The organism is Soonwooa purpurea (genome assembly GCF_053891095.1).
In genome coordinates this window covers 1-11568 of sequence record NZ_JBSSMA010000021.1, presented here as the reverse complement: position 1 = coordinate 11568, position 11568 = coordinate 1, and the positions used below count along the sequence as shown (strand labels likewise).

The window sequence follows — 11568 nt, the reverse complement described above, 5'->3', positions numbered from 1 at the left end:
TCAAGAAAATTTAATAACTTTTTAAACCCAATATTTCTACTGAATTTTTTCTTATAAAACCTTAAATTTCAATGTTAAAAAAAGAGAAATTATTATCCGAAAACGCGCTAATCTATTGCGTGTAACGGAAAAAGTATTGGCGAAGTGCGGGCTTAATTTGAACGAAAGTTCAAGTTCAGACCAATCGTAGCCAATATTTTTTCAATGGAACTAAGTTAAACAAAAATGTGGAATTGGAAAATATTGGCGGCTAAAAAAGTAGAGTAGTTCAATTTTATACTTTCCCCCGCATTTTGCCAATACTATGTTATGCGACGTTTTTTTATTTCTTCTTTTTTAGAAAAACTTCAATGACTCCATTTTTACCTTTTTCTCCATATTTATCAGTTGCATTTTTGTCTTTTATTACATTTATATGGTCGACATCTTCTGGTTTTACCGAATGCATTGATTCTTCGCTGACTTCTTTTCCTTCCAAAATTATTAAAGGCTTAATTTTCTGTTGATTTTTTTCGTAATATGAATAACAGTCGGAAACAATATCAATTCCTTCTATTTGTTGTTCCATATAATATTTTTTATCAACTGGATATCTTGGTTCTAAAGTTTTATTAATTTTCACGTAATAACTTAGAGATTCGTCATTGCTTATTTTCATATAATCAGAGCAATCTCTTCCTCTCCATTTGTAATCTTGAGAATTTCCAATTACGTCTTTTAATTTAAGTTTTGCAACTTCAATATATTTTCCGTTCGGTAAAAATCCCTTAAAATCTTTTGTTAAATGAATTTTTGCAATTGTATTTAAATTTGATTGATATTTTTGGAAAATAATTCCGGATAATAATTTGCTTTCATAACCAATCCTGTTTTCAAATCTTCCATCTTGTACAAAACCATCTGAACATAAATCCATTTCCTCAGTTTTTATTTGTTTTAGATTTGGATCATTTTGTTTTAAAATATCAGTAGTTAGTTCGCACAATTTAAAGTCAGAAAATTTTATTGTGTCTGTGTTTTGTGCAAAAGTTTTTAGTGATATAGTTATAACTAAAAATGTGAAAATTTTCTTCATTTGACTGTGGTTTGAATAAAATGTCGCATAACGGAAAAAGTATTGGCGAAGTGCGGGCTTTCGAAGAACTGAAAGTGCAAGAAAGACTAAACGTAGCGAATGCTTTTTCAATACTGCTAACTTACAAAAAATTGCAGAATTGAAAAGCATGAGCGGAATATTTTTTCTGCTTTTCAATTTTTCACTTCTCCCCGCATTTTGCCAATACACTGTTAGCTGTAGTATCATTTTTTTTGTTTTTTATTTATTTCTGGAATTACAACTTCTAATGAGCTTCGTATTGAGGTTATTATTAAGCAACTTAATGGATTTCCACAAGTCCATAAATCTCCGTAACTATTTGTATCACCTGTAATTTTCTGCTCAACAATAATTTTTTGTTCCTTTTTTGAAAAAACTTTTAAAGTAGAGCTCATCACATAATCATTTTTTGATTTTGTAATAATTGGATTATCAAAAAAAATGAAATAATCAAGATTATTCTTTTTACAATAATTTTCAATGTTTTTATTCGCTTCTGATGAATATTTACTTCCAGAGATTTCTGAATAAGGCTCATATTCATTGTAAACCATATTTAAAACCGCAACCGAATATAGAAAATCTTCAGAAACCGTATAATCTTTTAAATTGGATTCAATACTATCCATATATTTCAGTTGCAGAGCAGCATCTTTCTTAGTTTTTTCAAAATCATCTTTCATATCTTCCGGATAATCTGTAAAACTAATCATGTCTTGTAAATGTTTTTTTTGATTGTAAAAACCTTTAATATGATTGCTTAGAATTGTGTCTTTGTATTTAACCAAATCTTGTGGAATTGAAATATTTTCAGGTGACATTATTTGCATTTTGAATATTTTCTTTTCGCTTTTTTGTGCAAATAATATTTGAGATAGTAAAGTCAAAAAAAATAAAGATATTCTCATAAACGGTCTTTTTTAGTGATATTACAGCTAACGAAAAAGGCTTTGCGAAGTGCGGGAATTCGAAGAACGAAAAGTTCAAGGATTCCGAAACGTAGCAAATGGCTTTTTCAGATTGTTAAATTAATAAAAAAATGCAATATGAAAAGCCAATTTGCGGATAAATATCTAAAATAGTTCAACTTAGACTTTAAACCCGCATTTTGCAAAACCACTGTTAGCTGTAGTACAAATTAGTAATTACTTATTATTTTGAATAAATTATAGAATAAATATATGTCAATAAATATTGTTAAAAATCTTGTATTGTTACAAAATTTTTGAATTGCAAATAAATTAGTTTTAAAAAGTCTCATTATTAAGCCATTTAAAATCCCTATAAATAGTCCAGCTATAATAATAATCTCTAAGTATAAAAATATTGCATAATACCATTTCACTTTATAACCCATGAAAAGACATGTAATTATTATTAAAAGAGTGGAGAAAATTCCTTCGTAAATAGCAAACGATTTTTCAAATATTGAAGGTTGTTTTATTTGCCAACTTAATGGACTTTCAACAGTAGGATTAACACGTTGATTAATATACTTATCACTGTTATAGTGGATATAAGAATAGACAAGTATAAGAATGTGTAATTCCAAAGGAATTAAAGTGAAGTATTCTTTCATTGGAAATAGTTTTTTTTGAGTTGTATTACAGCTAACGAAAAAGGCTTTGCGAAGTGCGGGAATTCGAAGAACTTTAGTTCAAGGATTCACAAACGTAGCAAATGGCTTTTTCAGATTGTTAAATTAATAAAAAAAGCAATATGAAAAGCCAATTTGCGGGTAAATATCTAAAATAGTTCAACTTAGACTTATCCCCGCATTTTGCAAAACCACTGTTGTACGCAGTATTATTGCCTTTTGTAAGTTGTTGTTTTTTTATCTCCGTTTTTTGAAATGATTCCATTTTCTACGGCATTTTTTAAATCACGACTTGCTGTGGCGGAAGAAATGTCTTTAAAAAAAATCATGTATTCTTTTCGACTAAATTCATTCTGATTACTTTCCAAAAATAGTTGAATTCTATCTTTATCACTAAGTTTTTTAGCAGAATTTTCGAGTAATTCGCTTAATGAACGGTCAATAATCTTCAACATATATTCGATGAATTTTGTTGATTTTCCTTCTTTATCAGAAATGGATAAAACTTTGTAATACTCGTTTTGATTTTTTGAAATTAAAGTTTCAAATGGTAAAAATTCAAAAATGGGATAATCTTGCATTAAAATTAATGTTTGCCACAATCTTCCCATTCTTCCGTTTCCATCTATAAAAGGATGTATAAATTCCATTTCGTAATGAAATACGCAACTTTTTATTAAAGTTAATTCAGATTTACTTTTCAAGTAATCGAACAAATCTTTCATCAAGTATGGTACATTTTCAAATGGCGGAGCAATGTGCTCAACTTTTGAACCTTTTACAATTCCAACACCTTGTTTTCGATATTTTCCAGGTTCATGAATCAGTTTTTGTAAAAGTAGTTTATGTGCTTTTAGAAAGTCCTTTTCATTTTCAGGTTTAAGTTTGTTTATGTTTTTATAAACCTCTAAAGCGTTTAGAACTTCTAAAATATCTTTTTCTGGTCCAACAACTCTTTTATTTTCTAGGATTGCTGTGATTTGTTCTTCAGTTAATGTATTTCCCTCGATACTTAATGAAGAATGAATCGTTTTGATTTGATTCTGTTTTCTTAAAGTTGGATTGGTTTTTATTAAATATTTTGCGTTTACCTCTCCAATTTTCTCTGAAATGGAAGAAATAAATTTTAAAATTTCTGATGTAATTTCGTACGGTGGCTTCATATATTGATACTATCATTTGATACTATCACAAATTTAAGTTTTTAATTTTGAATTGAAGCGCAATCTTGGAAAATATTGCGTACAACGAGCCGCGGCTTGGCGAAGTGCGGGCTTGAATTGAGCGAAAGTTCAATTCAGAACCGAACGAAGCAAAAGCTGTGGCTTTTGGTAAATTTAATAAAAAAAACAAAAGCAAAACAGCTTTTGCGGATAAATAGGTGAGAAGTTCAATTTAGCACTTAACCCCACATTTTGCCAAGCCGATGTTAGCAGAAGTCTCTTTATTTAAATGTTATAGTTACTAAAAAATAATGAGGTATTTTGAATTTTTCTCCTAATTTTTCTGGTTGTATATCAGATTGTGCAACTTCACAATAAGAACCAGATCCATCTTTATGAATTGTTGGAGTAATAATTGCGAAAACAGAATTTTTCTTGTTTAAATCAAGAATTAGTTCCTTTTTGCTTCCGTAAAAATCTTTAAGAGCATATTGATCTGATTCACCTAACAATTTAAAATAAGATTTTTTGCTTCCAAATTTATTTCCACGTATATATGTCTTTAATTTTCCATCGCTTAATTTAAAGAAGAATTTTAATGATTCTTTATCTGAATCAATTTTGAAATAATCAGTTTCTGTACCATCGAAAATCATTGTGCTTTTACTTAATTTTCCATTGACATATTCTTCTAGATTTATTTGATAAGATTTTCCTTTAAGATTTTCTCCTTCAAAATTGAGTTGTTCAATATAAATATTTTCAAAATCAATTAAATCTTGAATTTCTTTATTTTCACTACCATAATTATTGGTCATTTTAATTGTGTTTTGCGAAAAAACAAAATTTGAGAAAAAGATGATTGTGAATAGAAATTTAAATTTTAGTTTCATACGGAATATTGGTTTGAGATTTCTGCTAACGGAAAAAGGCTTTGCGAAGTGCGGGAATTCGAAGAACGAAAAGTTCAAGGATTCCAAAACGTAGCAAATGGCTTTTTCAGATTGTTAAGTTAATAAAAAAAAGCAATATGAAAAGCCAATTTGCGGATAAATATCTAAAATAGTTCAACTTAGACTTTAACCCCGCATTTTGCAAAACCACTGTTAGGCGACGTTATATTTCACATTGTTTATCTTGTCAAAAATTTCTTTAACTCTATAAACATTATACATTACATCTTGATCTTCAAATAAATTAATTCCTCTTCCCTGAAATAAAGATTCTTGTTTTCCAATTATTATATATCCGCTGCCATATAAATCTTCCCGATAATTAATTTCTAAACCGTCTAATTTAAATGATTTATCAATTAATTTTCCCGATTTATCTGTGAAAATAATTCGTTGATTTGAAATATAAAACCTACTTATTTTTGTTTTGTACCATCTAATAAATATTCTACCAACAGTCATAAATAGCGCAAAAAGAGCAGCGAAAGGATAAATGAAAAAATTTACTACATCTTTTTTTGATTCGTCGATACTTAGAGAAAATATCATGGAAATAATAAATGAAAAAAAAATAAAAAAAGGGATCGTTAACATATCTTCTAATCTAAAAGGAATTCGATTTGAATGTACAATTTCTTCTAATATTTTTTCGTTTTCTTTTAATTTCATTTTATGCAGAATTTTGGCATAATGTCGCCTAACGGAAAAAGTATTGGCGAAGTGCGGGCTTTCGAAGAACTGAAAGTTCTGGGAACGACTAAACGTAGCGAATGCTTTTTCAATACTGCTAACTTACAAAAAATTGCAGAATTGAAAAGCATGAGCGGAATAATATTTCTGCTTTTCAATTTTGCACTTAACCCCGCATTTTGCCAATACAATGTTAGCTGACGTTTTTTTTAAGTGTTTTGCATTGTATAGCACATTGTTTTTGAAGTTGGTTCAATGTAAATATAGATGTTTCCATCACACCAAAAATTTAATTCTTCAAAATATATTTCCATTCCGTCTTCGGGAATAACATTTGAGAAAGTTGATTTAATTTTCCCAAAACTTCCTAATTGACAAAGAAATCTCATTTGCTTTCCACTTTTAGGACAAACTGGAATTTTCGCTTCTTGTAACCATTCTGGTTCTCCACATAATCCAATAGATTCATATTCATCAATTTCTTCTTTTAATTCTGTTTTAACTTTTACTGCTTCAAAAATTATTCTCGAATCTTTTGTAACTTCGTCGAATGCACTCGTAGAAGAAGAAGTGTCTTTAGGTTCAATTATTTTCGGTGCATTTGTGTTTTCATAATCTAGGTAAACAAAATATTCGTCTGTATAAATTGGATGAATTAAATTCACTTTGAAAGGCAACCAAGAAAAAAGTGGATCTTCATTATTAATAAATCCTAAATATTGAAAGTTTCCTAAAAATTCATTTTCAGGGATTTTGAAATCGTTAGGAATTTCACCACCAATTTGATGTTTTCCATTTTCATCTCTAATAAGTTCGTAGTTCATTATCTTTTTGTTTTTCTTGAAAAAATCAAATAATCCCATTGTTTGGTAAAAAATGTCAGCTAACGAAAAAGGCTTTGCGAAGTGCGGGAATTCGAAGAACTTCAGTTCAAGGATTCACAAACGAAGCAAATGGCTTTTTCAGATTGTTAAGTTAATAAAAAAAGCAATATGAAAAGCCAATTTGCGGATTATTTTGACAAAATTTTCAGCTTAGACTTATCCCCGCATTTTGCAAAACCAATGTTATGTGTAGTGTCTTTTTTCTTTTTATTGTTCGACGAAGAAATCTTCATCTAAATGTTTTACTTCATAAGTTTGTTTGATTTGAACTCCAACGTTGAATTCGTGCATTAAATCAACAAGTTTATTTCCATCAATTAAAATTATTTTATGATGCGCATTTTTAGCTTTTTCTTCTGCGCCTTTGTCAAAAAGCGAAGTAGTTACGAATACTCCTTTATTTGTATCACCACTCATTGCTCCGATAAAATTTCTTATATCTTTTTCTCGGACTTTATTTTCCGTAAAACGTTTTGCTTGTATATAAATTTTGTCAAGTCCAAGTTTGTCTTCATTTATAATGCCATCAATTCCACCATCACCAGATTTAGAAGTTTCAATAAAATCACCATATCCCATTTTATTCAATAATTTTAAAACAACTTTTTCAAAATAATATGGATCGATAGTTTTTAATTTTTCTAAAAGTTCATATTTAATTTCTCTTTCAATTTGGTCAAAACCTTCATCAATTAAGTCTTGAGGCGAAGCATTTGAGATTTGATTTATTTCTGTTGAGTGAGAATGCTTTTCGTTTTCTGTTTGATAAAAGTCGAGTAGGGATGTTTCTTCTTCTAAATCCTTTAAATTTAATGCTACTTTTTGATTTAGCCCTTTTTCTGTTATTTGAACATTACCTCTAGATGGATAATGAATGTAACCTCCTTTTTTTAAATAAGATTTTCCCCAAGCAATACGATTATTTATTAAAATTTCGCCTGATTTAGTTTTTTCTTCTAATAATTCTTTAGGTAAATGAGAATAATATTTTTCAATTACTCTTTTTTGCATTTCTCTTGTGTGAATTATTTCTTTGTCGGCTAAGATTTCTAAAATAGGATTAAAAGTCTCGTGGAATTTCGGTATTTCTTGATTCATTTTTTTTGCGTCTGATTTGGCGACATTACACATAACGAAAAAGTATTGGCGAAGTGCGGGCTTTCGAAGAACTGAAAGTTCAAGAACGACCAAACGTAGCGAATGCTTTTTCAATACTGCTAACTTACAAAAAATTGCAGAATTGATAAGCATGAGCGGAATAATATTTCTGCTTTTCAATTTTGCACTTCACCCCGCATTTTGCCAATACAATGTTACCTGCAGTTTTTTATTCGAGTTTTAAGGTTTGAAATATGTTATTATTGGGTTTGAATTTTTTGTTGGGAACGTCGATATAAAATGATAAATAATTAGTTTGTAAGTTATTTGCATTTTGATTAAAACTTCCGCCCTCGCCTGGAATTGATTGAACAGAAATCGTGTCAATTTTTTCATTTTCGCAGTATAAACAATATTGTTGAATCGGAATTCTCTTATTTCCATTCACAAAATAATATTTTGCATCACCAATATCCCAAGAATCTCCTTTTACTTTAAATTTAGTTTTTAATATTCCATTTTTAGGTATTTTATACACTCTAAAATTTCCTTCATATTCTTTTTCTGTTCCGTTTTTTTGGTCGTAAAGAATTACAACTTTCCCTCTGAAACCATTCGGAATTAAAAAGATGTCTTTTGAAGAAGAATTAATTTCATAATAAATATAATAAGTTAGAAAGGGAGTGATGATTATTAATAGTTGCAAAAAAATTGGAGTATTTTTGAAATATTTTGCAATTAAGAAGAAACACAAACCAATTAGGAATAAAATTCCGTAAAGATAGGTTGGCCACGCTTGGTTTATTACCATTAAAATATTGAGAATAATTCCCAAAAACATTATTCCTATTCCAAAATATCTCAATAATAGTGTGGTTTTCATAAAATTGCAGGTAACGGAAAAAGGCTTTGCGAAGTGCGGGAATTCGAAGAACTTTAGTTCAAGGATTCCGAAACGAAGCAAATGCTTTTTCAGATTGTCTAAATTAGTTAAAAAAACAATATGAAAAGCAGTTGCGAATAATTTTGACAAAATTTCAATCAATGACTAAACCCGCATTTTGCAAAACCTATGTTAGCCGTAGTTTTTTTGCTTTGCGTTTGTAATAATAAAAGTCAAATAAGTAATTACAAATATGACTAATGGAATTTCAAAAGATAAGTAATCAAACAATTCGATTGGAACTTGAACCATTCTAGAGATTATAGGTGATAGCATAAATAAGAAACTTAAAATTGTTATCGGAACTTTATTTTTCCATTTTGTGAAGTTTAAGATAATTCCAATTAATGCTAAAATTGCAAAAATTTGATCAATGCTTCCAATATAAAATGCGGAAATTAACAACCAGAAGATTAGTGGAAAAGCAATCATATCTCCGGCAATAATTATTAAACAAAATGTAATTATTGAAAATATTCGAATCGTATTAATCATTTTCTTTGTTTTGCAAATACCAAGTTTCATCTTCGTCAAATTTGAACGTTTCTAAAATGCTTCCATCTTCAAAATATAATTTTATATCATCTAAATCTGCAATTTTAAAGTTTAATATAATTTGAGATTTTAAATAATTAAAATTTTCACACCAATTTTTGAAATCAGTTTCATATTCTTTTTCAATTTCATAATCTTGAAAAATTGGACATTCAAAAGATGAGTTTATAAGAACATTATTTTTATATAATCTCCATATAGGATTAATCCACAAAACTAAAATTTCATCTTCAGTTTTTAAATCAAAGCAAAAAGAATTTGTAGCAAGAAAAAAATCAGATTTGATATTTCTTAAATTTTCAATTTTTTCTTTCAAGGTCAATGTTTGTATAAAATTACGGCTAACGGAAAAAGTATTGGCGAAGTGCGGGAATTCGAAGAACGATAAGTTCAAGAAAGTTCGGACGTAGCCGATATTTTTTCCATGAAACGAACTTACAAAAAATTAGTGAAATGGAAAAATAGCGGCGGCTAAAAATGTAGAGTAGTTCAAATTGTTACTTTCCCCCGCATTTTGCCAATACAATGTTAGGCGATGTGCTTGTTAAACATCAATCGAAATTCTTACTTTTCCGCCAAGTCCCTTTTCTACAATGTCAAATAATGTTTTAAGTGTTAAATTACTTCCATTATTCTCAATTTTAGAAATATATTCACGTTTTTTATCGACCAAATCTGCTAATTCAGATTGAGTTAAATGTTTTTCTTCACGAGCTTTACGTAGCAATAAACCAATTTTAAAAGACTCGAAATCTCTGTCTAATTCATCTCTTCTTTCAGTTCCTTTTTTTCCGTAAACGCTGTCCTTTATTTCTTTCCAACTTTTAGTTTCCATTTTCTTTTGATTTTTGTTCATAATATTCAGCCATAATTTTTAAGGCTTTAACAATTTCATTTTTTGGTGTTTTTTGTGTTTTCTTTTGAAATCCATTCATTAAAACAACCAATTTTTCACCATCAAAAAAGCAAAAAACTCTCCAAATATTTGAACCTAATTGAATTCTTGCTTCGTACAATCCATCGGTTCCTACAATATGTTTTAAATAGTTTGAAGGAACACGCTCAAGAGTTTCAATCGCTTCAATAATCTTGAATATTTTATTCTGAACTTTTTGAGGTTGTTCAGAAAGAAAATTTTCAAAATATTTTTTAAACGATATAACTTCTCTTACTTTCATAAAACAAAGGTAATATAAAAGTTACATTTTTCCAAATTATTTTTTTATAAGTGAATGAAGTAATTTGAGTGAAAAGAAGCCGCCTAAAATTACAAAAATCAATGAAAAGGCTAAATAGAATATTACAGAAAGTGTTGATTCAAGTTCTCCGTTATTACCAAAAAAACTGGTATAAATCATTGTAAAAATAAAAAATAGAATTGCTCCTCCAATATCGAAAAAAAAGATATTTATGCAACTTACTTTCCATTTTTTGTGTAATATAATTACCAAAATTGCTAATATCGAAGATAATAAAATTGAAGTAATCAATCCAAGTAAAGGCAGAATCATAAAATTATATTTAGTTCTTTAATTTGTTGTGGATGGCAATTTTTATAGCATATCGCCTAACGGAAAAAGTATTGGCGAAGTGCGAACTGGATTTAACTGAAAGTTCAATTCAGAACTGCTGTGAGCCGATGCTTTTTCAGATTGTCTAAATTAAGAAAAAAAACAATATGAAAAGCAGCGGCGGCTAAAAGTTTCGAATATTCCAATTTAGTATTTAACCCCGCATTTTGCCAATACAATGTTAGCTGTAGTTTTTTTAGTTTGTTGTAACTTGTAAAAGTCCATCCATCCCTCTTTTTCCGTATAATGAAACCGATTGATTTTTAGAAGTATAATCAATTTGTTTAATGTCTAATTTTTCCAAAGTTTCAATTAGTTTTCCTTCCTCATAACTAACAATTTGCCAATCTACCATTAGCAAAGGATTTTTGCCTATTTCTTCATTTTCAATTTTCGAATTTACAAACTGACGAATATTATATTTTTTTGAAGAGTTATTTTCTAAAGTATAATGATTTGGTTTCTCAACATTTAGATTATTACTCTTAATAAAATTCCACATTTTTTCTGACCAGTTTCCTGTATCCCAAATTTTTATTTTTGAATTTAAAACACTCTCAATTTCAGATTTGTTTTTTGGATTTTCTATCAATGTTTCGGTTAATATATTTATATCGTAAGGAAATTTTGTGCTTTTTAATTTTTCAAGCAGAAGTTTTTCAAATTTATTTAAATCTATTTTTGATTGTTTTAGGTGATAAATGAAATTTCCTAAATCTGCACCATTTTTAGATTCTAAGTTTGAAGAAATGAAATTATTTCGCTCTTTCTTATTCATCTTTTTTAAGGATAAGACATCATTAGTTTTACAACTAAAAATGAAAAATAAAATACAAGGAAATAAAAGAATTATTTTTATTGACGGCATTTTGGATAAAATTACAGCTAACGGAAAAAGTATTGGCGAAGTGCGGGAATTCGAAGGACTGAAAGTTCAAGAATTCAGAAACGTAGCCGATGCTTTTTCACTTCTGCTAACTTACAAAAAATTGCAGAATTGAAAAGCATTCGGCGGAAT

Annotated in this window: 17 protein-coding genes; 3 read left to right on the top strand and 14 right to left on the bottom strand. The window is 28.5% G+C overall.

Annotation, left to right across the window (positions count from 1 at the left end):
- Positions 1–322: 322 nt before the first annotated feature.
- Positions 323–1075 carry a hypothetical protein gene (locus tag ACVFVN_RS13975; RefSeq protein WP_456235750.1) on the bottom strand — a complete coding sequence of 251 codons (753 nt, stop codon included), beginning with the start codon at positions 1073–1075 and terminating at the stop codon, positions 323–325.
- Positions 1076–1095: 20 nt separating this feature from the next.
- Here ACVFVN_RS13975 and ACVFVN_RS13970 point away from each other — a divergent pair, with 20 nt between their 5' ends.
- Positions 1096–1218: a hypothetical protein gene (locus tag ACVFVN_RS13970; RefSeq protein WP_456235749.1), complete on the top strand. Its 123-nt coding sequence runs from the start codon at positions 1096–1098 to the stop codon at positions 1216–1218.
- An 81-nt stretch (positions 1219–1299) separates the two neighbouring features.
- Here ACVFVN_RS13970 and ACVFVN_RS13965 read toward each other — a convergent pair whose 3' ends face one another.
- The 5 genes from ACVFVN_RS13965 to ACVFVN_RS13945 form a co-directional block, all read right to left on the bottom strand.
- Positions 1300–2004 (bottom strand): hypothetical protein, encoded by a 705-nt coding sequence (locus tag ACVFVN_RS13965; RefSeq protein WP_456235748.1) that lies wholly within the window; start codon positions 2002–2004, stop codon positions 1300–1302.
- A gap of 230 nt (positions 2005–2234) precedes the next feature.
- Entirely contained in the window at positions 2235–2675 is a 441-nt protein-coding gene (locus ACVFVN_RS13960; protein WP_456235747.1) for a hypothetical protein, read from the bottom strand.
- Positions 2676–2902: 227 nt separating this feature from the next.
- On the bottom strand, positions 2903–3856 hold the full coding sequence (locus tag ACVFVN_RS13955; protein ID WP_456235746.1) for a Fic family protein: 954 nt from the start codon (positions 3854–3856) through the stop codon (positions 2903–2905).
- A gap of 281 nt (positions 3857–4137) precedes the next feature.
- Positions 4138–4674, bottom strand: a complete 537-nt coding sequence (locus ACVFVN_RS13950; RefSeq protein ID WP_456235745.1) for a hypothetical protein — start codon at positions 4672–4674, stop codon at positions 4138–4140.
- A 288-nt stretch (positions 4675–4962) separates the two neighbouring features.
- Positions 4963–5478 carry a hypothetical protein gene (locus tag ACVFVN_RS13945; protein ID WP_456235744.1) on the bottom strand — a complete coding sequence of 172 codons (516 nt, stop codon included), beginning with the start codon at positions 5476–5478 and terminating at the stop codon, positions 4963–4965.
- 3 nt (positions 5479–5481) lie between these two features.
- Between ACVFVN_RS13945 and ACVFVN_RS13940 the strand changes: the two genes are divergently transcribed.
- The gene (locus ACVFVN_RS13940; RefSeq protein ID WP_456235743.1) at positions 5482–5700 is read left to right on the top strand and encodes a hypothetical protein; all 219 of its coding nucleotides are present in this window, start codon (positions 5482–5484) and stop codon (positions 5698–5700) included.
- 8 nt (positions 5701–5708) lie between these two features.
- On the opposite strand, the gene ACVFVN_RS13935 is transcribed toward ACVFVN_RS13940, so the two are convergent.
- The 8 genes from ACVFVN_RS13935 to ACVFVN_RS13900 all read right to left on the bottom strand — a co-directional run bounded on the left by ACVFVN_RS13935 (position 5709) and on the right by ACVFVN_RS13900 (position 11328).
- The gene (locus ACVFVN_RS13935; protein ID WP_456235742.1) at positions 5709–6323 is read right to left on the bottom strand and encodes a hypothetical protein; all 615 of its coding nucleotides are present in this window, start codon (positions 6321–6323) and stop codon (positions 5709–5711) included.
- 267 nt (positions 6324–6590) lie between these two features.
- The gene (locus tag ACVFVN_RS13930) at positions 6591–7661 is read right to left on the bottom strand and encodes a restriction endonuclease (protein ID WP_456235741.1); all 1071 of its coding nucleotides are present in this window, start codon (positions 7659–7661) and stop codon (positions 6591–6593) included.
- Positions 7662–7710: 49 nt separating this feature from the next.
- Positions 7711–8364, bottom strand: coding sequence for a DUF6843 domain-containing protein (locus ACVFVN_RS13925; protein WP_456235740.1), 654 nt, complete (start codon positions 8362–8364; stop codon positions 7711–7713).
- A gap of 192 nt (positions 8365–8556) precedes the next feature.
- Positions 8557–8949, bottom strand: a complete 393-nt coding sequence (locus ACVFVN_RS13920) for a hypothetical protein (protein ID WP_456235739.1) — start codon at positions 8947–8949, stop codon at positions 8557–8559.
- Entirely contained in the window at positions 8912–9295 is a 384-nt protein-coding gene (locus tag ACVFVN_RS13915) for a hypothetical protein (protein ID WP_456235738.1), read from the bottom strand. The genes ACVFVN_RS13920 and ACVFVN_RS13915 overlap by 38 nt, the downstream gene beginning before the upstream one ends.
- 228 nt (positions 9296–9523) lie before the next feature.
- Positions 9524–9814 carry a helix-turn-helix transcriptional regulator gene (locus ACVFVN_RS13910; protein WP_456235737.1) on the bottom strand — a complete coding sequence of 97 codons (291 nt, stop codon included), beginning with the start codon at positions 9812–9814 and terminating at the stop codon, positions 9524–9526.
- Positions 9804–10157: a type II toxin-antitoxin system RelE/ParE family toxin gene (locus tag ACVFVN_RS13905; RefSeq protein ID WP_456235736.1), complete on the bottom strand. Its 354-nt coding sequence runs from the start codon at positions 10155–10157 to the stop codon at positions 9804–9806. Before ACVFVN_RS13905 ends, ACVFVN_RS13910 begins: the two co-directional genes overlap by 11 nt.
- A 589-nt stretch (positions 10158–10746) precedes the next feature.
- Positions 10747–11328, bottom strand: a complete 582-nt coding sequence (locus tag ACVFVN_RS13900; RefSeq protein WP_456235735.1) for a hypothetical protein — start codon at positions 11326–11328, stop codon at positions 10747–10749.
- A 40-nt stretch (positions 11329–11368) separates the two neighbouring features.
- Between ACVFVN_RS13900 and ACVFVN_RS13895 the strand changes: the two genes are divergently transcribed.
- Complete coding sequence (locus ACVFVN_RS13895) at positions 11369–11551, top strand: hypothetical protein (protein WP_456235734.1); 183 nt, start codon at positions 11369–11371, stop codon at positions 11549–11551.
- The last annotated feature ends 17 nt before the right edge of the window (positions 11552–11568 follow it).